This window comes from Paenirhizobium cremeum (assembly GCF_047553425.1).
GTDB classification, from domain to species: Bacteria; Pseudomonadota; Alphaproteobacteria; order Rhizobiales; family Rhizobiaceae; genus Allorhizobium; species Allorhizobium cremeum.
This window is the reverse complement of the sequence record NZ_CP180220.1, coordinates 67,733-90,237: the sequence shown is the minus strand read 5'-3', so window position 1 is coordinate 90,237 and position 22,505 is coordinate 67,733. Positions and strand designations below refer to the sequence as shown.

The 22,505-nt window shown below is 60.9% G+C and carries 21 protein-coding genes; 14 read left to right on the top strand and 7 right to left on the bottom strand.

Annotated features, from left to right (window positions below):
* Window positions 1-54: 54 nt before the first annotated feature.
* Genes ACLBKR_RS23060 through ACLBKR_RS23045 form a run of 4 tightly spaced genes read right to left on the bottom strand, consistent with a single transcriptional unit; the run spans window position 55 to window position 4,242 of the window.
* Window positions 55-1,176, bottom strand: a complete 1,122-nt coding sequence (locus ACLBKR_RS23060) for an iron-containing alcohol dehydrogenase (RefSeq protein WP_113337949.1) — start codon at window positions 1,174-1,176, stop codon at window positions 55-57.
* A gap of 14 nt (window positions 1,177-1,190) precedes the next feature.
* Window positions 1,191-2,099, bottom strand: coding sequence for a dihydrodipicolinate synthase family protein (locus ACLBKR_RS23055; protein ID WP_113337948.1), 909 nt, complete (start codon window positions 2,097-2,099; stop codon window positions 1,191-1,193).
* Window positions 2,096-3,046 (bottom strand): 4-hydroxythreonine-4-phosphate dehydrogenase PdxA, encoded by a 951-nt coding sequence (gene pdxA, locus ACLBKR_RS23050; RefSeq protein WP_113337947.1) that lies wholly within the window; start codon window positions 3,044-3,046, stop codon window positions 2,096-2,098. The genes ACLBKR_RS23055 and pdxA overlap by 4 nt, the downstream gene beginning before the upstream one ends.
* Window positions 3,047-3,048: 2 nt before the next feature.
* Window positions 3,049-4,242: an exo-alpha-sialidase gene (locus ACLBKR_RS23045; RefSeq protein WP_113337946.1), complete on the bottom strand. Its 1,194-nt coding sequence runs from the start codon at window positions 4,240-4,242 to the stop codon at window positions 3,049-3,051.
* A 240-nt stretch (window positions 4,243-4,482) separates the two neighbouring features.
* Between ACLBKR_RS23045 and ACLBKR_RS23040 the strand changes: the two genes are divergently transcribed.
* The 6 genes from ACLBKR_RS23040 to ACLBKR_RS23015 all read left to right on the top strand — a co-directional run bounded on the left by ACLBKR_RS23040 (window position 4,483) and on the right by ACLBKR_RS23015 (window position 11,190).
* A complete protein-coding gene (locus ACLBKR_RS23040) occupies window positions 4,483-5,364 on the top strand; it encodes a DMT family transporter (protein WP_113337945.1) in 882 nt (293 codons plus the stop codon).
* Between the two features lie 32 nt (window positions 5,365-5,396).
* Window positions 5,397-6,899, top strand: a complete 1,503-nt coding sequence (locus tag ACLBKR_RS23035; RefSeq protein ID WP_414902249.1) for an ABC transporter substrate-binding protein — start codon at window positions 5,397-5,399, stop codon at window positions 6,897-6,899.
* Between the two features lie 59 nt (window positions 6,900-6,958).
* Window positions 6,959-7,873, top strand: a complete 915-nt coding sequence (locus ACLBKR_RS23030; RefSeq protein ID WP_113486007.1) for an ABC transporter permease — start codon at window positions 6,959-6,961, stop codon at window positions 7,871-7,873.
* Between the two features lie 7 nt (window positions 7,874-7,880).
* Window positions 7,881-8,795, top strand: a complete 915-nt coding sequence (locus tag ACLBKR_RS23025) for an ABC transporter permease (RefSeq protein WP_113486009.1) — start codon at window positions 7,881-7,883, stop codon at window positions 8,793-8,795.
* The gene (locus ACLBKR_RS23020; protein ID WP_113486011.1) at window positions 8,788-10,416 is read left to right on the top strand and encodes an ABC transporter ATP-binding protein; all 1,629 of its coding nucleotides are present in this window, start codon (window positions 8,788-8,790) and stop codon (window positions 10,414-10,416) included. The genes ACLBKR_RS23025 and ACLBKR_RS23020 overlap by 8 nt, the downstream gene beginning before the upstream one ends.
* Window positions 10,417-10,623: 207 nt before the next feature.
* Window positions 10,624-11,190 carry an NADPH-dependent FMN reductase gene (locus ACLBKR_RS23015; protein WP_113486013.1) on the top strand — a complete coding sequence of 189 codons (567 nt, stop codon included), beginning with the start codon at window positions 10,624-10,626 and terminating at the stop codon, window positions 11,188-11,190.
* Window positions 11,191-11,218: 28 nt separating this feature from the next.
* Here ACLBKR_RS23015 and ACLBKR_RS23010 read toward each other — a convergent pair whose 3' ends face one another.
* Together ACLBKR_RS23010 and iolG are read right to left on the bottom strand one after the other, a co-directional pair.
* Complete coding sequence (locus ACLBKR_RS23010) at window positions 11,219-11,977, bottom strand: sulfite exporter TauE/SafE family protein (protein WP_113448135.1); 759 nt, start codon at window positions 11,975-11,977, stop codon at window positions 11,219-11,221.
* 46 nt (window positions 11,978-12,023) lie between these two features.
* The gene (gene iolG, locus ACLBKR_RS23005; RefSeq protein ID WP_113448134.1) at window positions 12,024-13,016 is read right to left on the bottom strand and encodes an inositol 2-dehydrogenase; all 993 of its coding nucleotides are present in this window, start codon (window positions 13,014-13,016) and stop codon (window positions 12,024-12,026) included.
* Window positions 13,017-13,171: 155 nt separating this feature from the next.
* Here iolG and ACLBKR_RS23000 point away from each other — a divergent pair, with 155 nt between their 5' ends.
* From ACLBKR_RS23000 to ACLBKR_RS22965, 8 genes are all read left to right on the top strand, one after another.
* Entirely contained in the window at window positions 13,172-13,984 is an 813-nt protein-coding gene (locus tag ACLBKR_RS23000; RefSeq protein WP_112827924.1) for a MurR/RpiR family transcriptional regulator, read from the top strand.
* Between the two features lie 190 nt (window positions 13,985-14,174).
* Window positions 14,175-16,139 carry a bifunctional 5-dehydro-2-deoxygluconokinase/5-dehydro-2-deoxyphosphogluconate aldolase gene (locus ACLBKR_RS22995; RefSeq protein ID WP_113448133.1) on the top strand — a complete coding sequence of 655 codons (1,965 nt, stop codon included), beginning with the start codon at window positions 14,175-14,177 and terminating at the stop codon, window positions 16,137-16,139.
* Window positions 16,140-16,189: 50 nt separating this feature from the next.
* The gene (gene iolD, locus ACLBKR_RS22990; RefSeq protein WP_113448132.1) at window positions 16,190-18,010 is read left to right on the top strand and encodes a 3D-(3,5/4)-trihydroxycyclohexane-1,2-dione acylhydrolase (decyclizing); all 1,821 of its coding nucleotides are present in this window, start codon (window positions 16,190-16,192) and stop codon (window positions 18,008-18,010) included.
* Window positions 18,011-18,012: 2 nt separating this feature from the next.
* On the top strand, window positions 18,013-18,921 hold the full coding sequence (gene iolE, locus ACLBKR_RS22985; RefSeq protein WP_113448131.1) for a myo-inosose-2 dehydratase: 909 nt from the start codon (window positions 18,013-18,015) through the stop codon (window positions 18,919-18,921).
* A gap of 75 nt (window positions 18,922-18,996) precedes the next feature.
* Window positions 18,997-19,806, top strand: a complete 810-nt coding sequence (gene iolB / locus ACLBKR_RS22980; protein WP_113448130.1) for a 5-deoxy-glucuronate isomerase — start codon at window positions 18,997-18,999, stop codon at window positions 19,804-19,806.
* 48 nt (window positions 19,807-19,854) lie between these two features.
* Window positions 19,855-20,976: a Gfo/Idh/MocA family protein gene (locus ACLBKR_RS22975; protein ID WP_113448129.1), complete on the top strand. Its 1,122-nt coding sequence runs from the start codon at window positions 19,855-19,857 to the stop codon at window positions 20,974-20,976.
* 87 nt (window positions 20,977-21,063) lie between these two features.
* A complete protein-coding gene (locus ACLBKR_RS22970; protein WP_113443680.1) occupies window positions 21,064-21,360 on the top strand; it encodes a type II toxin-antitoxin system RelB/DinJ family antitoxin in 297 nt (98 codons plus the stop codon).
* Entirely contained in the window at window positions 21,347-21,634 is a 288-nt protein-coding gene (locus ACLBKR_RS22965; RefSeq protein WP_113448128.1) for a type II toxin-antitoxin system RelE/ParE family toxin, read from the top strand. The genes ACLBKR_RS22970 and ACLBKR_RS22965 overlap by 14 nt, the downstream gene beginning before the upstream one ends.
* Before the next feature lie 6 nt (window positions 21,635-21,640).
* Here ACLBKR_RS22965 and ACLBKR_RS22960 read toward each other — a convergent pair whose 3' ends face one another.
* Entirely contained in the window at window positions 21,641-22,453 is an 813-nt protein-coding gene (locus ACLBKR_RS22960) for a TIM barrel protein (RefSeq protein WP_113448127.1), read from the bottom strand.
* Between the last annotated feature and the right edge of the window lie 52 nt (window positions 22,454-22,505).

Genomic DNA, 22,505 nt, shown 5'->3' with positions numbered 1-22,505 from the left:
CGTCCCGTTCGGAACGCCGGAGGCTGGGGTGGAGGAGAAGTCCGCTACACCGTTTCAGAAAGCGGCACGATAGATCGCGAGCACGTCTTCGACGCTCATGTCCCGCGGATTGTTGTCCATCAGGCGACGGATGGCATGGGCATCTTCGGCAAATCGCCGCAGATCCTCTTCACCGGCACCATGCCGGGAAAGCTGCATCTCAAGGCCGAGATCCGCGCAGAAGCCACGCGCAGCAGTCAGAAGACCTTCCTCCCGCGCCCGATCGGCAATGCCGAGCGCTGATACGACTTCGGCCGTCTTTGCCGGCGCCACCTGCTCGTTATAGGCAAGCACATGCGGAAAGATGATGGCGTTGGCAAGTCCGTGCGGCAGATGCAGCAGCGTGCCAAGAGGATAGGCGAGCGCATGGCCTGCCGCCGTATTGACCGGCCCGAGGCAGATGCCACCGTAGAAGGACGCGATCATCATGCCTTCCCGCGCTTCCGTATCCGAGCCATCCTTGACGGCGCGGGCCAGATAACGACCAACGAGATCGATACCGATCCTTGCGTAGTAGTCGATCACCGGATGAGCCTTGCGGTTGGTGAAAGCCTCGACGCAATGCGCCATGGCGTCCACACCGGTCGCGGCCGTGACCGCCGCCGGCACACTGTAGGTCAGTTCCGGATCGAGGACAGCGAGATCGGCGATCAGGTGCGGGCTTTCGACCGCAATCTTGTTGCCCTTGCCCGGGTCGGTAATCAATGCGCGAATGCCTGCTTCCGAACCGGTTCCGGCGGTCGTGGCGATCTGCACGAGGCGGGTGCGCCGCCCGTCGACCTTGTCCGGTCCGGCGACATCGGCAAGCGTCTGGCTTCCATCCCAAAGCGCTGCCACCAGCTTGGCCACGTCCATGACGGAGCCGCCGCCAAGACCGATGACCAGATCGGGATTGGCGCGGCGAGCCGCCTCCATTGCCGCATCGAAGGTCGCAGTATCAGGTTCGCCGGGAATGGCATCGAAAATGGTGATCGTGCCATTGAGGCCGAGACGATTGACAAAACCCGCCGTATACGGCGTCGCAAGCACGAAGATGCGGCCAGCATCGCTCGCCCAGGTGCCAACGCGGGCAGCAGATCCCGCGCCGATTTCCAGCCGGCGCGGCTGGTGCAGTGTAATGATCCGGTTTGCCGTCATGGCCGCCTCCTCCCTCAGAGCGCTTCGAGGCGAGCCATTTCGGCCCAGACCTTCTGTTGCTCGTCTTCGGAGAGCGGCGAGAAGGGCGGATGGACATTCAGCCAGCCCAGATCGTTGCGCCGGCGGGCAAGCATGGTCTTCACCGTGGGAAGCTGGACGTAGGCATTGGTAAGTGTGCGCCAGGCGACGATGACGTCCTGCGCTGCTTTCACCTCGTCAGCCTTGGTCGGATCGTTCCAGTGGTCGTAGACGATACGCAATTCCTTCGCGACCAGATTGGAGGACGCCGTGATGCAGCCGGCGCCGCCGCCCTCAAGAACCGGCAGAAGCAACGGGTCCGCCCCCGCCAACACGCCGAAACCGGGAAATTTCTCCGAGATCGCATGCATGTTCTCGATCTTGCCGTCGCTGTCCTTGATACCGACGACGGTATCGGGGAAGGCTTCGCGCAACATGGCGATCAGCGTGTGGGAGATCGGAACGCCCGTCAGCATTGGGATGTGGTAGAGGATGACCTTCAGCCGGTCGTCCGCCACCCGTTCGATGATACTGGCATAGAAGCGGAACAGGCTCTCGTCAGAAAACGCCGTATAATAGAACGGCGGCAGCAGGACGACGCCGCGCACCCCGGCCTGAACCGCATGGCGCGTCATTTCCACGGCATCCGCCACCGCGCAGGAGGACGTCCCGGGCAAGAGGCCATCGGCAGGCACGCCTGCCTTCAGGGCAGCCTCGACCAGATCCATGCGCTCCCGCACGCCGAAGCTGTTTGCTTCACCGGTCGAACCGAGCATGGCAACGCCGTGGCAACCTTCGTCGAGCAACGCGCGAGCATGCGCACCGAACAATTCGAGATCGGGTGTTCCGTCAGGTTTCAGCGGGGTCGCCGCAGCACAATAGACACCCTCGATAGAAAAACTCATTTGCGTCCTCCCGCGACCAGCTTGCGCGCATAGGCGATAGCCGCATTCATGTTGCCGTGATTGGCGATACCCTTGCCGGCGATGTCGAAAGCCGTTCCGTGGTCAACGGACGTGCGGTCAATCGGCAACTCGACGGAAACGTTGACCGCCGTGTCGAAGGCCACCAGCTTGATCGGGATGTGACCCTGGTCGTGATATTGGGCGACCACGAGATCGAACGCGCCGCTATAGGCCCTGTAGAACACGGTATCGGCCGAGATCGGGCCATAGGCATCGATGCCCTCGGCGCGGGCAGCAGCGACTGCCGGTGCGATCTGCTCGTCATCTTCACTGCCGAACAGTCCGTTTTCTCCGCAATGGGGGTTAAGGCCGGCCACCGCAATGCGTGGCTTTTCGATGCCGATGCGTTTCAGATGGGCGTCGCCGGCACGAATTGTCGCAAGCACCCGTTCCGTCGTGGACCGACGGATCGCCTCCTGGAGCGCGACATGGGTCGAGACATGGATGACCTTCAGCCGATCAGACGCGAGCAGCATGTAGGCGGCCTTGGAACCGGTGAGATGACGCAGCATGCCGGTATGACCGTCATAATGGTGCCCGGCGGCGTTCAGGGCTTCCTTGTTGATCGGCGCGGTGACGATGCAGCCGATCTTGCCAGCTTCGGCATCGCGGACGGCCTTTTCGATGAAACTGAATGCCGCGTCGCCTGCGACCGCCGACAGTTTGCCAAAGGGAAGCGGAGCGCCTTCGATCGGAAGATCGACCACGCGGTCCGTAAGGTCCACGTCGATACCGATGGCAGCCTTCGCCGCCTCAAGCGTCGCAAGGTTGCCATAGATCAGCGTGCAGCTACGGTCGGCCTCGCTCATCTCCGCCAGCGCCTTGAGGCTGATCTCCGGGCCGACGCCCGCCGGATCGCCCATGGTAATGCCGATGATGTCGCTCATCCTCAATTCTCCGCTTCGAGTTTCGCCAGCGCCTCGGGGGCAAGCCGGACATATTTGATCGCCCGACGATGATAGGTGTAGGCGATATGCAGGGTTCCATCCGCGTCCTGAAGTATCCACGGATAAGACATTTCCTTGTTGCGACCGTCGGTGGAATCGTTCGACGTGCAGGTGCCGGGACCATCCTCGATGACGATCCGCTTCGGGAAGGTCAACCCGCCGTCCTTGGAGAAGCAGACGACGACGGGCGCCCGCGGAACGCCCCAGACAGGCACGCAACCACCGGAGGGATCGGCGTCCGGACGGGCATCATCCTCACCGAGTTCGTCATAGAGGGATGCGCGTCGGTCGCTGGACATGGCGGCATTCACCGGATTGGCGATCATGGCTACCCGACCATCGACAAGGCGGATAGCCGCAATCGAGGAATTGTTGTTGGGAACATCCGTCGCCTGCGGCGCCGACCATGAGCGGCCGCCATCGACGCTTTCCGAACGATGGACGAAATCGGCCTGGCGACGGCGATAGAAGGCTGCGAGACGATTGTCGCCGAGGAAGACGGGGCTCATATGCACCGATCCGATAGAACCCGGCACTTCTTCCAGCCGCCATGTCGCGCCTGCATCCGTTGAAACGCCTATCGCGGCGACGTCGTGGCTGCCGTTCCACTTCTGGCCCGGCCGCTGAATGCAGCGAAAGATCGGCAGAACCCATGCCCCATCGTCCCGAACGACAAGGGGTGCGCGAATGAAGCAGCCGCGCGGCAGATCGAGAAACCGCCCGTCCCCGCTCGATATCATCGTGGGATCGGCCGCATCCCTGGAGAGCGGCGCCATGCGGATCCGGCATTCGTCCTGATTGCCGGATGGCTGGGCCGTGTGAAACAGCCAGAGCTGGCCATCCGGCGCGGTGAAGATCACCGGGTTCTGCTCCGAATGTGCGGGATCGCCGCTGAGCGCTCGCGCGGGGCCCCAGACGGAAGCACCCGGCAGCAGGATCGAGGCATGAATGGAAATGTCCGACTTACCTTCCAGAGTACCACCGAACCATGCGCAGATCAGTGCGCCATCCGGCAGCCTTGAAAGAAAGGCTGCGTGGTTCTGGATTTTTGGCGATGGCAGAAATGCCTCCTCCCGACCGGGAACTGTCGGCGACAGCACACCCGTCATGGCGGCGGCAATGGTTTCCGGCTGCATAGTCTCCTCCCGGATCGAAACTGTGGTGAAAATCGGCCTCAAATCATCTGTTGTCAAGTTGATTGGTATTCGATAACAACCAGAAACAGCACAATAATAAACAATTAAATATGTAAAATCATATAGATAAAAAAATGCTAAAAAATTCTTTCAGCCAGATTTGCGAGAAATGTTGACAAAAATGATATCGCCCATCATGGTTTATGGGTGACATGGAGGATGTCCTTGACGGAGGAGAGCATGAGCGGCCCCGCTGCCAGAAAACGGTCCACTGGCCTTGCCGTGACGCTGGCCGCAACAGGCGCATGCCTGTCGGCTGTGGATGCCGTGCTGGTGCGCAGCCTCAATGGCGAGGTTCACCCTTTTGTCATTGCCTTCTTTCGTGCGGCTTTCGGCGCGCTCACCATCCTGCCGATCGTTGTGAGAAATCCTCACGTTCTGGTTTCGGTCTATCCGCTGCATCAGCACACGGTGCGGGCTGGTCTCAAGCTTTTGGCTTTGGCGGCCTTTTTTGCAGCCTTTGCCAAAGGTCCACTGACAGACGTCACTGCCGTCGCCTTCACCTCGCCGATCTTCGTCCTGGTAGGCGCCGCGCTGGCGTTCGGTGAAAAACTCGGCCCCACGCGGATTGCGGCATTGCTGTTCGGTTTCGCCGGCGCCATGCTGGTGGTCAGCCCCGTCGGTTCCGGCCTATCCCTTGCGATCGGCTTCGCCTTTGCCGGCGCACTGCTGCAGGCGCTGATCCAGCTCATGCTGAAATCAATGTCCTCGGGCGATCGCACCGACACCTTGGTCTGCCTGAACCTGCTTTTGACCGTTCCGATGGCCGCCGTGCTCGCAGCAATGTTCTGGACGACGCCCACCTGGCACCAGTTCGGCCTACTCACCCTTCAGGGGGTGCTTGGTGCCATCTGCATGTCCGCCATGACGCACGCCTTCAGTCTGGCGGATGCCTCGGTCGTGGCGCCCGTCGATTTTGCCCGGCTGCCGATGGTCGCGGCTTTCGCCTATGCCGTGTTCGGGGAAGTGGCCGGCATCGCCACCTGGATCGGCGGCACAATGATCTGTTTCGCGGTGCTACTTGCCGCACGTCCGCTCCGGCGGACAACTAAGCAGCCATGAATGGTTCGTGGCCGTATTCTGGGAGGAAAGAAATGATTAGAAAGACATTGCTCGCCGGCGGGCTGCTGCTCGCCGCCAGCGTCGCACCGGTCTTCGCCGCCGATACCGACGTGAAGATCGTGCTTAACGAAGAAGCCGATCTGCTCGAGCCCTGCATGGCGACACGCTCCAATATCGGCCGCATCATTCTCGAAAACATCAGCGAGACGTTGACGGAACTCGACGTGCGCGGCGGCAAGGGCCTGCAGCCACGTCTCGCCGAAAGCTGGGCACAGCAGCCTGACGGCAGTTGGCGCTTCACGCTCCGCAAGGGCGTGAAATTCTCCGACGGCTCGGATTTCGATGCCAAGGACGTGAAGTTCTCCTTCGACCGCGCCATGGACAAGTCGATCACCTGCGAAACGCCGCGCTATTTCGGCGGCATGACGGTCACGGCGAAAGTGGTCGACGACCAGACGATCGACTTCTCAGCCGATCCGGTCCAGCCAATCCTGCCGCTCCTGATTTCGCTTGTGACGATCGTGCCGGAAGGCACGCCGGTCTCATTCATCCGCGAGCCGGTCGGCACCGGCCCCTACAAGCTTACCGACTGGACGCCCGGCCAACAGATCGTTCTCGAACGCCGCGACGACTACTGGGGTGCGAAGCCGGCCGTCACGAAGGCCACCTATCTCTTCCGTTCCGATCCGGCCGTTCGTGCCGCCATGGTGCAGACGGGCGAAGCCGACATCGCTCCGTCGATCTCGCAGCTCGACGCGACCAATCCGGCGACCGACTTCTCCTATCTCGATTCCGAGACGGTCTATATCCGCCTCGACCACTCCATGGCACCGATCAACGATCTGCGCGTCCGCAAGGCCCTGAACATGGCGATAGACCGCGAAGCTTTCGTCGGCACGCTGGTACCGAAGGGCACGCTTCTTGCGACCTCCGTCTTCCCGCCGCCGACCCTCGGCTGGAACAAGGACGTGAAGGTGCCGGCATACGATCCGGAGGGAGCCAAGAAGCTCCTCGATGAAGCCAAGGCAGATGGCGTTCCGGTCGACACCAAGTTGACGCTCGTTGCCCGCACCGCCAACTTCCCGAACGTTACCGAGATCATGGAGGCGATCCAGCAGCAACTGCAGGAAGTCGGCTTCAACGTCGATCTGAAGTTCTACGAAGTCGCGGAATTCGAGAAGCTCTATTCCAAGCCCTATCCGACGGATCGCGGCCCGATGCTGGTGACGGCCATGCACGACAACTCGAAGGGTGATCCGGTCTTCTCGATGTTCTTCAAATATGCGAGCGACGGCCGCCAGTCGGGCATTAGCGACCCCAAGGTCGACGGCCTGATCAAGCGCGCATCAGCCGCAACGGGCGATGACCGCGCAAAGCTCTGGTCGGAACTCGTCGCCTATCTGCACGACGATCTGGCCGCAGACGTCCTGCTGTTCCACATGGTGGGCTACAGCCGCGTTTCCGAACGGGTCGACTTCAAGCCGACCATGGCAACAAATTCGCAGCTCCAGCTCTCTGAAATCGGCTTCAAGTGAAACCGGGTGGGCGGGGATAACACCCCGCCCTTACCTCCTCGCAATGAAAGCGAACTGCCATGCTAACCTTTATCCGCAAACGCGCGCTTGCCTCGCTGATATCGCTGGTCGGCCTCGTCGTGCTGGTCTTCTTCCTGTCGCGCCTGACCGGTGACCCGGCGGCTCTTTTCCTCCCGGAAGATGCAACAGAGGCGATGCGGGTGCAGTTCCGTGAACTCCACGGCCTGAACGATCCCGTGCTCGTGCAGTTCGGCCGCTATGTCTGGGACCTCTTCCACCTCGACTTCGGGGACTCGATCCGCAAGGCCCGACCGGCAATCGATGTCGTGCTCGAAGCCTTCACCTGGACGCTGCAGCTTGCCATCATCACCATGGTCCTAGTGACTGCCGCGGCCATCGTCGTTGGCTCGCTTGCCGCATTCCGCGCCGGCGGTTTCTTCGATCGCATCGCCTCGCTCGTCTCGCTGATCGGTGCTTCCGCGCCCGACTTCTGGATCGCCATTGTCGCGATCGTCGTCTTCTCGATCAGTCTTGGCTGGGTGCCTACATCCGGCACGGGCACTGTCCTGCACTGGATCCTGCCAATCGCCGTTCTCTTCATCCGCCCCTTTGGCCTGATCGTTCAGGTGGTGCGGGGTTCGATGATCTCCGCGCTCTCTTCCGCCTATGTGAAGACGGCCCGCGCAAAAGGCGTACGCGCCCGCCCGATTATCTTCGTGCATGCCCTTCGCAACGCCATGCTGCCGGTAATTACCGTCATCGGCGATCAGGCCGCCTCTCTGCTCAACGGCGCGGTCGTGATCGAGACGATTTTCGGCTTCCCCGGCGTAGGTAAGCTGATGATCGATTCGATCCTGCAGCGCGACTTCAACGTGGTGCTGGCCGCCATCCTCGTGACCGCACTCGCAATCTTTCTCATGAACCTTCTGATCGATATCGCCTATGCCGTACTCGACCCCCGCATCCGCTACTGAGGGCATCATGACACACAACGAGGCCATGCCCGAAACGCCCGGACCGATCACCCGCTTCGCCCGCATGCTGTGGGCGGACAAGTTCGCGCTAGCCGCCGCGATTTTTCTTCTTGTCGTTCTGGTGATGGCCCTGATCGGCCCCGCCTGGCTCGACGCTGCAGCGCAGAAGCAGAACCTGCGCGGACGCAACGCGCCGCCGTTCCAGCTCGATTTCGGCTGGCTCTGGTTCCTCGGCGCCGACGCACTCGGCCGACCGCTTATGGCCCGCATCATCGTCGCCACACAGAACACCATGATGGTCGCAGCCGGCGCCGTGGTGGTTTCCGCCATTGCCGGCTCGATGCTCGGCCTGATCGCGGGTTATGCCGGCGACAAGGTGAGCCAGGTCATCATGCGGGTCGCCGACGTCATCATGTCCTTCCCTTCGCTGTTGATCGCCGTCATCGTGCTCTATGTGTTCGGTCCGTCCGTCACCAATCTTATCCTCATCCTTTCGATTACACGCATCCCCGTCTATCTGCGCACAACACGGGCCGAGGTGCTGGAAATCCGCGAACGCATGTTCGTTTCTGCCGCACGGGTGATGGGCGCCTCGCAAAAACGGATCATCTTCCGCCACATCCTGCCGGTCGTCCTGCCGACGTTGACCACCATCGCGACCCTAGACTTCGCCTATGTCATGCTGGCGGAAAGTTCGCTCTCCTTTCTGGGCATCGGTATCCAGCCGCCTGAAATCACTTGGGGGCTGATGATCGCGCAAGGCAGGCAGTATCTGACGAATGCATGGTGGCTCTCCTTCTGGCCAGGTCTTGCCATCATTCTCACGACACTTTCCCTGAACCTTCTTTCGAATTGGCTGCGTATCGCGCTCGATCCCGTCCAGCGCTGGCGCCTGGAAATGAGAGGTCACAAGAATGGCTGAGCATCTTCTCGAAGTCAGGAATCTCTCGGTCGAGTTCCACACCGCAGCCGGCGTGGTCAAGGCGGTCAAGGACATCTCCTGGTATCTCGACCGCGGCGAAACGCTTGCAATCCTCGGTGAATCGGGATCGGGCAAGTCGGTCTCCGCCTCGGCGATCCTCGACCTAATCGATATGCCGCCGGGTCGCATCACCAGCGGCGAGATCCGGTTCGACGGCAAGGATCTCCTCAAGCTCTCCGCCTCCCAGCGCCGGGACATCAACGGCCGGAAGATCGCCATGATCTTCCAGGATCCGCTCAGCCATCTGAACCCGGTCTATCCGGTCGGCTGGCAGATCGTCGAGGCGCTCACCACCCACGGCGTCGACCGGGTGGCGGCCCATGCCGAAGCGCTGAGGCTCGTGACCCGCGTGGGTATTCCCGAGCTTGAAAACGCGCTGAAGAAATATCCGCACCAGTTTTCCGGTGGCCAGCGCCAGCGCCTGATGATCGCCATGGCGCTTGCCATGAAGCCTGACGTGATTATCGCCGACGAACCGACGACGGCGCTCGACGTAACCGTGCAGGCCGAAGTGCTGCGCCTGCTCGACGAGTTGCAGCAGGAAACCGGCATGGGTGTGCTCATCATCACCCACGACCTCGGTGTCGTCGCCGAAATCGCCGACCGCGTCGTGGTGATGAATGCCGGCGAAATCGTGGAAACCGGCAGCACGCGCGAGGTCTACAAGAACCCGCAGCATCCCTATACGCGCAAGCTGATCGGCGCTGCCCCCGGGCGCGGCGAGATGCATCCGCCACTGGAAACTCGCGAACCTGTGCTGAAGGTCAGGGACCTGCAGAAATACTACAGCGCCTTCCACGCGCTGGACGGAGTTTCCTTCGATCTCATGCCAGGCGAAACGCTGGCCGTCGTCGGCGAAAGCGGTTCCGGCAAGTCGACGCTCGCCCGCATCCTGCTGCGTCTGGACGAGCCGAGCGGTGGAAAGGCCTTCTGGAAAGGCCGGGATCTCTTCACCCTTTTGCCGGCCGAACTTTTCAAGCTTCGCCGCGAGTTGCAGATGGTCTTCCAGGACCCGACCCAGTCGCTCAATCCGCGCATGACGGTATACGATTTGATTTCTGAAGCCTGGGTCATTCATCCCGAAATCCTGCCGAGAAAACAGTGGCGCAGCCGCGTCGCCGAACTGCTGGTGCAGGTTGGCCTGAGGCCTGAGCATGCGGTGCGTTACCCGCATCAGTTTTCCGGCGGGCAGCGCCAGCGTATCGCCATTGCCCGGGCGTTGGCGCTCGAGCCGCAACTGATCGTCTGTGACGAGGCCGTTTCCGCCCTCGACGTCTCGGTTCAGGCGCAGGTGATCGACCTTCTCGACAAGCTGCGAAAGGAGATGGGCATCGCCTTCATCTTCATCGCTCACGACCTGCCGGTGGTCCGCGATTTCGCCGATCACGTGATGGTCATGCAAAAGGGTAAGGTGGTGGAACTCGGCACGGTGCGTCAGATCTTCGAGGCTCCGAAAATGCCCTATACTCAGGCGTTGCTGGCCGCAGGTCTCGACCCCGATCCGGATGTGCAGGCAGAGCGCCGCGAAGCACGGCTCAAGCTGGCGCGGGCCGCAGGCTGAGCCCATCAACACACGGAAAAGAATACGGATATCAGGCGGCTGAAGCCGCCTGATTGTTTTCACCCTCCAGCATCGGACATCTTCCCGCCTATCCTACCGCCAGCAGATAACAGCTTGACGTCGGGCCGTGCTGCCCTTCTTGTCCTTCTCCGGAATGTCGCGTTGGCAATCCGGAACCATGAAGCCCGAACCAAGAGGAATGAGGATATGGCGAAGCTGATCGGTATCTCTGGCAGCCTGAGACGAGGATCCTACAACACCGCTTTACTGCGTGCAGCCGCAAAGCTCACGCCGGCAGGGTCGAAACTTTCCATCGGCTCCATTCATGGAATTCCGCTCTATGACGGCGATCTCGAGGCTGAACAAGGCATTCCGGAACCGGTGCAGACCCTTAAAGACGCAATTGCGACAGCCGACGGCCTGATCCTCGTGACGCCGGAATACAACAATTCCATTCCCGGTGTCTTCAAGAACGCTCTCGACTGGCTTACGCGCCCTTCGAATGACATCAAACGGGTCTTCGGCGGCAAACCCGTCGCGCTGATGGGAGCTTCGCCGGGCGGCTTCGGCACGATCCTTTCTCAGAATGCCTGGCTGCCGATCCTGCGAACGCTAGGGGTGGAATTCTGGTCGGAAGGCCGTCTGCTGGTGTCGCGCGCCTCGGGTGTCTTTGATGGGGATGGCAATCTCGCGGACGCCAAGATCGAGGAACAGCTTAAGGCCTACCTTGAAGGCTTCGTCGAGGTGGTCACATCCGCCCGCAACGGCCGATGACAATTCCGTACTCTCTGACGCTGGGTGGTCAGATCAGCGATGCGACGTAATCCCATATGAGCTTCAGAGAGAGAAGCAGCAGGGTTATCTGGACCAATCTGAAGAACAGCCCATCCGGAATCATCCGGGTGAGCTGTCGACCGGCGATGGTGCCGATGATCGCGGGTGCGGCGAGGCCGAGAACGAGCGGCACGTCGAAATGCGCGAACTGATTGAGTTGCCAGTAGGGAACGAGCTTTACCGCATTGATGATGGCAAAGAGGATCGTCGAGGTGCCGGCAAAGGTCATCTTTTGCAGACGTTGCGGCAGCACATACATCTGGAACGGCGGCGCGCCGGAATGGGAAACGAAGCTCGTAAGCCCCGTCAGTACGCCCCAGAAGATTCCGCCCGGAACATCCGCTGAGCGCACGCGCGCGGCGCGATAACGCTCGCCGAACCATGCATTCAGGCAGAAAAGCACACCGACGGCCCCCACCAGCATGCCGATGAAGACGCTCGAAAGCGAAGCGCTGAAATACCAGCCGATGGTAACGCCTGCGATGGCGGCGGGGGTCAGGATGGCAAGATTCCTCGCGGAATAGTCGCGGCGGTACAGATAGAGGCCAACCATGTCGCTGGCGACGAAGATCGGCAGCAGCAACGCTGCTGCCGTCACCGGCGAAATCACGAGGGCGAGGAGCGGCACCGCCAGCGTGCCGACTGACGGCAATCCGCCCTTGGATAAGCCGACCAGAAAGGCCGAGGCGACAGCGATCGCAAGGATAAGTGGCGTATGTTCGATCAACGGCCCTGCCCTTCGTTCAAAATCGCCCCGCTGCGGGTCTTGGCCTTCAGGCGAGTGAGACCGTCACACGCTCCGAGGCGGATCTAAGCGCCGCGTCGGCAAGCTGAAGGGCAATCAGCCCGTCTTCCGCCGAAGGCGATGGCGGGGTTCCCTCCACGATCGAATCGATGAAGGCGGAGATTTCCGCCGCATAGGCAGCCGTATAGCGCGTCATGAAGAAGTCGTGCAATGGCGGGCGGGTATAGCCGTTTCCGGTCGCGATCTCGATCGAGACCGGCCGCTGGTTTTCGGCGGAGACAGCACCAAGCGACCCATGAACCTCGATACGCTGATCGTAGCCATAAGACGCCCGGCGCGAATTGGAAATCATTGCCTGACGACCGCTTGCCGTCGTGAGGATGATGCTGGCACTGTCGTAGTCGCCAAGCTTGCCGATTTCCGGATCGACCAGCACAGAGCCGAATGCGGTGACGCTGACGATTTCCTCGCTGAGGAGGAAACGGGCCATGTCGAAATCATGAATGGTCATGTCGCGGAAAATGCCGCCCGAAACCTTGATGTAGGACGCCGGCGGCGGGCCGGGATCGCGGCTGGTGATCGTCACCATTTCGACCTTGCCGATCGCGCCGTCATCGATCGCCTTGCGCACTGCACGGAAGTGCGGGTCGAAGCGACGATTGAATCCGAGCATGACGCGTGCGCCGGTCTGGCGAACGACCTCAACGCAGGCTTTCGCGCGGGCTACGTCCAGATCGATCGGCTTCTCGCAGAAAATAGCCTTGCCGGCCTTGGCGAAACGCTCGATAAGATCGGCATGGGTGTTGGTCGGCGTGCAGATGACAACGGCATCCACCTCGGGATCGGCGAGAACCGCATCGATCGTGCTGACCTTGCAGCCGGCCTGATCGGCAATGGCCTGCGCTGCTTCGGCGACGGCATCTACCACCGCTACCAGTTTGGCCCGGCTGTCGCTGGCGATTGCCTGTGCATGAACCTTGCCGATGCGTCCTGCTCCCAGAAGCGCAAGCTTCGTCACCATGATATCTCCTCCTTTGGGTGTTGCTGCTGTGCACCGGGCCCGCCCTTCTTCTCCTATCCGGAAGAGCAACCATATCGGCACAAAACACGTTTGGAATATATATTCTATTTTGCTAGAGTGCCGACAGATGGCTGTCAAGCGGGAAAGGAAAACGCATGAATGAAAGCGCAGTGCCCACCACGGTGAAAGCCTTCGAGGAGCGCCTGCTGGAAGTTTCTGGCAGCCTGCCGAAAAGGCTTCGGCAATGCGCCGACTACGTTGCCGCCAACCAGGATCGCATAGCGGTTTCCACCGTTGCGGAAATGGCGGAGGGGGCCGGCGTTCAGCCCTCGGCCTTCATGCGCTTCTGTCAGATCATGGGTTTTTCCGGCTTCTCCGAGATGCAGCGACTGTTTCGCGATTCCTATGTTGGGGGATGGCCGGACTATGCGACCCGTCTCGACCATCTGCGCGAAAAGGGGAAAGAAAGCGGCGGCGGCCTCTTGGCCGAGTTCGTCGAAGCAGGTCGCGCCTCGTTGGAAAGCCTGCTGAAAACTGTCGATCCGCACGAACTTGACGAAGCCGTCTCCATTCTTGCCAAGGCCGACATCATTCATATTATCGGCCTTCGCCGTTCCTTCCCGGTCGCAAGCTATCTCGCCTATGCCTTCGAGAAGATGAAGGTACCGGCCATGCTCCACAGTGCTGTCGGCAAACTCGACAACCAGAGCGCCATCAGACCGGGAGACGCCGTCCTCGCCATCACCTTTTCTCCCTATTCCGCGGAAACGATCGACCTCGTGACCGCGGCGAGGAGTCGTGACATCCCGGTTGTCGCTCTCACCGATACGGCCGTCAGTTCGCTCCGCAAGTCGGGCGCCAGACTGATCTCTGTTACGGAAGTGGATTTCGGCGCCTTTCGCTCTCTGTCGGCCACCCTCTGCGTGGCGATCACCCTGGCCGTCGCGGTCGGAACACAGCGAGACTGAATATTTTTGTTGAAATTGCAAAAAATAGAATTTAAAATCCAAATTGAGAATAGACGGCGCTTGGGAGTGCGACCGTCCGAGAATGCCGGCTGCGCCGTAAGGCCTGAAGAGGGCTTCGCGGGCCGGCAAACGCGATACGAATAAGAAGCCCACCGCATAGTGCGGAAGGGCTAAGCCAGGGAGGAGGCTCGTGAAAACACTCGATCTCATTACGATCGGCCGATCGTCTGTCGACCTCTACGGCGTCCAGGTCGGAGGCAGGCTCGAAGACATGGCCTCCTTCAACAAGTATATCGGCGGTTCCCCGACAAACATCGCAGCCGGCACCGCCCGCCTGGGACTGAAGTCGGCGCTGATTACCCGCGTCGGCGACGAACATATGGGCCGCTTCATCCGCGAACAGCTGGAGCGCGAAGGCGTCGACGTACGCGGCGTGAAGACCGACCCTGAGCGACTGACTGCGCTCGTGCTTTTGGGCATCCGCGACGAGCACCAATTCCCGCTGATCTTCTACCGGGAAAACTGCGCTGACATGGCCCTGTCGGAAGAAGACATCGATCCGGCCTTCATCGCCGAAGCCGCATGCATCTGCGCGACGGGAACGCATCTTTCCCATCCACGGACGGAAGCCGCAATGCTGAAAGCGCTGAAACTCGCCCGCGAAAGCGGCGCCAGAACCGCGCTCGATATCGACTACCGCCCGAACTTGTGGGGTCTCGCCGGTCATGGCGCCGGGGAAAGCCGCTATATCGGCTCCGACAAGGTGACGGCCAAGCTGCAATCAACGCTGCACCTGTTCGATCTCATTGTCGGAACGGAAGAAGAATTCCATATCGCCGGCGGTTCCACGGATACGGTCGAGGCGCTGAAGGCGGTCCGCCGCATCTCGCAGGCAGCCCTCGTATGCAAACGCGGACCGCTCGGTGCGGTCGTCTTCGACGGCAAAATTCCAGACAGTCTGGACCATGGACAGACAGGCGAGGGTTTCCCGATCGAGGTCTTCAACGTGCTGGGAGCCGGTGATGGCTTCATGTCCGGTCTGCTCAAGGGCTGGCTGACTGGCGAGGACTGGCCAACGTCGCTTAAATTCGCCAATGCCTGCGGCGCCTTTGCCGTATCGCGCCATGGCTGCACGCCGGCCTATCCGAGCTGGGAGGAATTGCAGTATTTCTTCCGCACCGGTATTCGCGACAAGGCCTTGCGCAAGGACGAGGCCCTGGAGCAGGTGCACTGGTCGACCAACCGCAAAATCGACCGGTCGACCATGCGTGTCTTCGCTTTTGACCACCGCATGCAGCTTGAGGCGATGGCAACCGAGGCCGGAGCCGATCTCGGAAAGATCGGTGCTTTCAAGAAGCTTTGCCTCAAAGCCGCGCTCGACGTCGCCGGCAAGGAGACCGGCTACGGCATCCTTTGCGACGGGCGATTAGGCCGAGACGCGCTCCATGCGGCCAGCGGTTCCGGTCTCTGGATCGGCCGCCCGGTCGAATGGCCCGGTTCGCGACCGTTGACACTGGAACAGGAAATAGGTCCCGACTATGGGGGGCTTTGCGAGTGGCCCCTGGAAAACGTGGTCAAGGTTCTCTGTTTCTACCATCCGGATGACCCGCCGGAGATGCGCAGGGAGCAGGAGGCGACTGTCATTCGTCTGTTCCACGCCGCACGCCGCAACCGTCTTGAGATGCTGTTGGAGGTCATTCCCTCCAAGGTCGCCCCGACGGACGACCTGACGGTCGCCCGCATCATCGATCGTTTCTACGAGATCGGCGTCTACCCGGACTGGTGGAAGCTTGAACCGATGCGATCCCATGCATCGTGGAAAAATGCCTGCGACGCCGTGGCCCGCCACGATCCCTATACACGCGGTATCGTCGTGCTCGGTCTCGACGCTCCGGAGGCAGAGCTTGCCGAAAGCTTCCGCCTGGCGGCCCGTTTCGATCTGGTGAAAGGTTTTGCCGTAGGCCGCACCATCTTCGGGGAAGCCGCGCGCAAATGGCTCGCGGGGACTATCAATGACAGCGAAGCGGTGGAGGAAATGACCCAGCGCTTTCGCAATCTTTGCCGCATCTGGGACAAGGCACGTGCCTCCGGTTCGCTGACGGCGGCCGACCGGAGCGGCATTTTATCCGCGATTGCAGCAGCACAGGGAAGATAAGGCGGTTCATCCGTAACATCGGGATCGAACCGACCGGGAGGAGAAGCGGCGTGAAAACGATCAGACTGACAGCCGCCCAGGCAATGGTGCGCTATCTGGCGAACCAGATGAACGAGCACGGCGAACCCTACATCGCCGGCGTCTGGGCCATCTTCGGCCACGGCAACGTCGCCGGGATCGGCGAAGCTCTCTACGGAATTCGCGATGAACTGCCGACACTGCGCGGACAGAACGAGCAATCCATGGCTCATGCCGCAATCGCCTATACGAAACAACTTCGCCGCCGCCACGCGATGGCGGTCACCTCGTCGATCGGCCCCGGCGCGCTCAACATGGTGACAGCGGCCGCCCTTGCCCATGTAAACCGCCTGCCGGTGCTCTTCATTCCCGGCGATGTCTTTGCCAATCGCGGCCCCGACCCGGTTTTGCAGCAGATCGAGGATTTCGGTGACGGCACGGTTTCGGTCAACGACTGCTTCCGTCCTGTCAGCCGCTATTTCGACCGGATCATGCGGCCCGAGCATCTTCTGACGGCCCTGCCCCGCGCCATGCGTACGATGACGGACCCCGCCGATTGCGGCCCTGTGACCCTCGCCTTCTGCCAGGACGTTCAGGCAGAAGCCTATGACTATCCGGAAAGCTTCTTCGAAAGGCGGGTCTGGCGCATGCGTCGTCCCGAGCCGGACAGGGGTGAATTCGAAGCTGCGGTTGCGGTATTGAAGGCCGCAAAGAACCCGGTCATCGTCGCCGGCGGGGGTGTACATTTCTCGGGCGCCACCGAAACGCTCAGAGCTTTTGCAGAAAAGCACAGGATTCCCGTCGTCGAAACGCAGGCCGGCAAATCCGTCATGGCATGGGATCACCCGCTGAACTTCGGCGCGGTCGGCGTCACGGGAACGGAATGCGCGAATATCGTTTCCGAAAAAGCCGATCTCGTATTCGGTGTCGGTACGCGCTTCCAGGATTTCACCACCGGTTCCTGGGCTTTGTTCAAGAACCCGGCGCGCAAGATCCTCGCGCTCAACGTTCAGGCCTATGACAGCGCCAAGCACGACGCGATCCCGCTGACTGCAGATGCGAGAATTGGACTTGAACAGCTCTCAGCCGCCCTCGGTGACAAGACGTTCCAGGCACCCGATCCGGCGATCAAGATCGGCTGGTTCGCCAAGGCGGATGCGGTGACGAACGCGCCCAAGGACAGCAACAGCCTGCCGACCGACATGCAGGTGATCGGCGCCGTTCAGCGGTCCTCACGTGACAACACCGTCGTCATGTGCGCTGCCGGCACCATGCCGGGCGAACTGCACCAACTCTGGAAGGCGAAACTGCCGCTCTCCTATCACATGGAATACGGCTTTTCCTGCATGGGCTACGAGGTCGCGGGCGGGCTCGGCATCAAAATGGCGGAACCCGACCGCGACGTCATCGTCATGGTCGGCGACGGCTCCTACATGATGATGAATTCAGAGCTTGCGACCGCGGTCGCCATGGGTGTGAAGATCACCCTCGTGATTACCGACAATCGCGGTTACGGATGCATCAACCGGCTACAGATGGGCACCGGGGGAGCCGAGTTCAACAATCTCTACGCCCATACCAACGTCAATCCGATCGCAATCGATTTTGCCGCCCATGCGGCATCGATGGGCGCGGTCGCCAGCAAGGTCGCCAGCATCGCGGAACTGGAATCGGCTCTCGCGGCCGCCCGTGAATCGACCGTGACGACGGTGATCGTGATCGACACCGACCCTTATCCCACGCCAGAGGCCGGCGGTCATTTCTGGGACGTCGCGGTTCCCGAAGTTTCGCCCCGCGCCGAAGTCAACCAAGCCCGCGCCCGTTACGAGGCCGCACTCAAGGAAAGATACTGACCATGATCCTCTACGGCACAAACCCGATTGCCTGGTCCAATGACGACGACCGCACGCTCGGCGCTCATATCAGCCTTGACCAGTGCCTCGACGAAACAGCGAAGATCGGTTTCGATGGTATCGAGAAGGGCCACAAGTTCCCGGAAAATCCGGCCGGACTCAAGGCCGTTCTTGAACCCCGCGGCTTGCGCTACGTATCCGGCTGGCATTCGCTGAACCTGCTCACCCATTCGATCGAGGACGAAAAGATGGCCATGCAGCCGGCGCTCGATCTTCTGAAAGCCATGGGCTCCAAGGTCATCATCGTCTGCGAAACCTCAAACGCCATTCACGGTAACGACGCCGTCGCAGTCAACGCGCGCCCGAAGCTTGCCGAAGGGGACTGGGCGAAGTTCGGTGCTGGCGTCGAAGCACTCGCCGAATATGCCGCAGCCCAGGGAATTGCTCTCGTCTATCATCATCACATGGGGACCATCGTCGAGAGCGAGGACGAGATCGACCAACTGATGAAAAATACCGGACCGCATGCCAAGCTGCTGCTCGATACCGGCCATTGCCTGTTCGGCGGCGGCGATCCGGAACGGGTAGCCCGCAAGTATATGAACAGGGTCGGCCATATCCACGCAAAGAACGTCCGCCCGGTCATCGCCAGACAGGTGCGTGAGGAGAACCTATCCTTCCTTGAAGGCGTGCGTCGTGGCGTCTTTACCGTACCGGGCGATACCGAGGGCGGCGTCGATTTCCCGTCAGTCCTCGGCGTTGCGGCAGCACACGGCTATCAGGGCTGGCTGGTCATCGAGGCCGAACAGGATCCGGATGTCCGCAATCCCTTCCAGTACCAGAGCCTCGGCCTGAAATCGCTGAAAGCCATGGCTCGGGAGGCTGGGCTGGACAAGGCAGCGGCAGCCTGACAGAGCGACCGCGCCCCTTATGAACCCTACGACACGCTCGATCCCGGAAAACATGGATCGGCAGGGAGATGATAGATGAGTTCGCTCTTGCGCAAGCCGTCGGGAACGTCCGGCAAGGTTCATGACATCACCCCGGCCAGCGCCGGCTGGGGCTATGTCGGCTTCGGCCTTTATCGACTGAAGGCCGGCGAAAGGGCCGCCGAACAGACCGGCGATACGGAAGTCATTCTCGTGCTTGTCGAAGGCAAGGCGGAAATCACCGGCAGCGGCAAGGCTTTCGGGGAGCTCGGAGACCGTATGAGCGTCTTCGAACGCACTCCGCCGCACTGTGTCTACGTTCCTGCAGAGAATGAGTGGTCGGCGGTCGCCACGACGGACTGCACGCTCGCCGTCTGCACTGCTCCCGCAACAGCGGGTCGCGAGGCGCAGGTGATCGGCCCTGCAGGCATTTCGCTCAGCGAACGCGGCAAGGGCGCCAATACGCGTTACGTCCATGCCATCGCCATGGAGGACCGCGACGTCGCCGAGGCATTGCTGGTGACCGAGGTCTTCACTCCCCAGGGCAACTGGTCATCCTACCCGCCGCACCGGCATGACCAGGACAATTATCCTGACATGACCTATCTCGAGGAGACCTATTACCACCGGCTGAACCCGGCGCAAGGTTTCGGCTTCCAGCGGGTCTTCACCGAGGACGGATCGCTGGACGAGACGATGGCCGTCTCCGATGGCGATGTCGTGCTCGTGCCAAAGGGTCATCACCCCTGTGGCACGCCCTACGGCTACGAGATGTATTACCTCAACGTCATGGCTGGCCCCCTGCGCAAGTGGCGCTTCAAGAACCATCCGGACCACGACTGGATCTTCCGGCGCGACAAACCCTGACGCGCCGCCCCAACACCATCCTTTCAACGAAGCTCCCGGGAGGAGAACATGAGCGGTCTCGGTATCGGCCTGATCGGCACGGGTTATATGGGCAAATGCCATGCGCTGGCATGGAACAGCGTCGCCAGCGTCTTCGGCGACGTGGCCCGGCCCCGCCTCGTGACGGTCGCCGAAGTGAATGCGGATCTGGCGTCGAGGAAAGCAGCGGAACTCGGGTTCGCCCAGTCAACCGGCAACTGGCAAGACCTGCTTTCCGATCCGGAAATCGACGTCATCTCGGTGACAACACCCAATGCTTTCCACCCCGAAATGGCAATCGCGGCTCTTGAGGCCGGCAAGCATGTCTGGTGCGAGAAGCCCATGGCGCCGGCCCTGCAGGACGCAATACGCATGCGCGATGTGGCGAAGAAATCCGGCCGCGCCGCCGTGATGGGTTACAACTACATCCAGAACCCGATGATCCGCCACATCCGCCGTCTGATCGACGAAGGCGCGATCGGAAGCGTCAACCACGTCCGTGTCGAGATGGACGAGGACTTCATGGCCGATCCCGAAACGCCATTCTACTGGAAGAGTGAGATCACCTCCGGCTATGGTGCGCTCGACGACTTCGCCGTTCATCCGCTCTCCCTGCTCTTCAAGCTTTTCGGCCATGTGGAAAGCGTGGTCACCGACATGGTGAAACCCTATCCGACCCGGCCGCTGAAGGATGGCGGCGACCGCGAGGTCGAGAACCACGACATCGCAAGTGTATTGATGAAGCTGGAAGGCGGAATTTCCGCCGTGCTTATGGCAAACCGCTCCGCCTGGGGGCGCAAGGGCCGCATTGCCGTGCAGATCTTCGGCTCGAAAGGCTCCATCCTCTACGATCAGGAGCGAATGAACGAGTTCCAGCTCTACCAGGCCTTCGGCCGACCGGAGGAGCAGGGTTTCCGCACGATCCTCGCCGCCCCGCACCACAAGCCCTACGACCGGTTCATTCCCGCCCCCGGCCACGGCCTCGGCTTCAACGATTTGAAGATCATCGAATGCGGCGAACTGATCGCCGCAATCGGCGGTGAAGAAGCGTATGTCATCGATTTCGAGGAAGGGCTGAAGATCGAGCGTTCCGTGCACGCCATGGCTCGGGCCTTTACCGAAAAACGCTGGATCAGTACCGGCGAAGCGTGACGGTCGAGGAGACAAAACGCGGGATCACCCCTTGCTCGTCACTCATTTGAGATACATAATTCGTTCTTGAATACTCAGGAGCGAACTATGTCCAAGACCTCGATGCTTCATATACGTGTCGACGAGAAGCTGAAGAGCGAAGCCTCCGAGACCCTGGCTATCGTGGGCCTCACAGTCTCCGACGCCGTGAGAATTCTTCTGACCCGCATAACGCGGGAAGGCGGGCTTCCAGCCGGCCTCACTGTCGATCCCGCGGCACATGATGCCTGGTTTCGTGAAAAGGTACGCGAAGCCTTGGCTGATGACCGACCACCGGCCTCGCACGATGTCGTTATGGATGAAGTTCAGGCATTGATCGACAGGAAACGCCGTGCTCAGGATTGAATGGCGCCAGACGGCCCGCGAGGACCTTCTTGCCATCATCGGCTTTATTGCGGATCACAATCCCGGCGCCGCTCAACGACTCAAAGACGAAATCCTTTCCAAGGTGTCGATACTGGCGGAGTATCCCCAACTCCATCGGACGGGGAGGGTCTCCGGAACGCGGGAAATGATTGTTCACGCCAACTATATCGTTGTCTACACCGAGAACAGGACGACCATCTCAATTCTGCGCGTATTGCACGGCGCCCAGCAGTGGCCGCCGCACGATACCTAATATCATCTAAATTCCAGCTCTGATGAACTCGATCGACCGCGCCACAGCCTCGGCCGGGTCCGACAATTCGTGCACCGAAGAGGCAAAAGGCTCAAACGAGAAGAATCCGGAATAGCCTTGCTCGCGCAGTGTCCGAATCTGGCCGATATTGCCGAGCCGATCTTCGCTATCGACCAACACGCGATGGGCGTCGAGCATGTCATCGACGCCAACGGCCTTGGCGGTGACGCCGGAAATATGCACGAGGCCGGTCTGTGCCGGGTAGAATTCGGGTTCGCCGGCCAGATAGTGGTGGAAGGTATCATGCACAAGCCGAAAGCTTGCGCCAAAGCCGAGTTCGTTGATGGCTTCGACGGCTTCCCTTTTGGAGCGGAGCGAACAGATCGGAAAGCCCAGCGGCTCGACTAGCCCGCCGATCCCGGCATCTGCGAGAATGGGCTTCAGGCCTTTCAGGGCCTTGCGCAAATTCGCCTGCCGTTCGCCATCGGCACGACCGCTGCCATCATTGACAGGTACGAGAACAAGGGCGCGCGCACCGCAATCGCGAGCGCAGTCCGCGAGCGCCTTCGCTTCCTCCTCGCGTTCCGGTGTCCATTCGTTGAACCGCTGCAGCGCGTTGATCGAGAGGATCGTGAGCCCCCGATCTTCCGCCAGCTTCCGGATATCGACTGCCGGCGTTCCGTCGAGGATGGCGTTGCCTTCAAGATCGTTACGGATCTCGATTGCCCTTGTTCCGAGCTTTCGCGCGAGGTCGAAGAAGGCCGGCAGCAGCAGTTGCGGCGCTGACATATGGTTCAGCGCGAAAGAGATATCGGCCATGGAAATTCCTACTCCGAATGGAAAAAGGGCCGGCATAGCCGGCCCGGAGGTT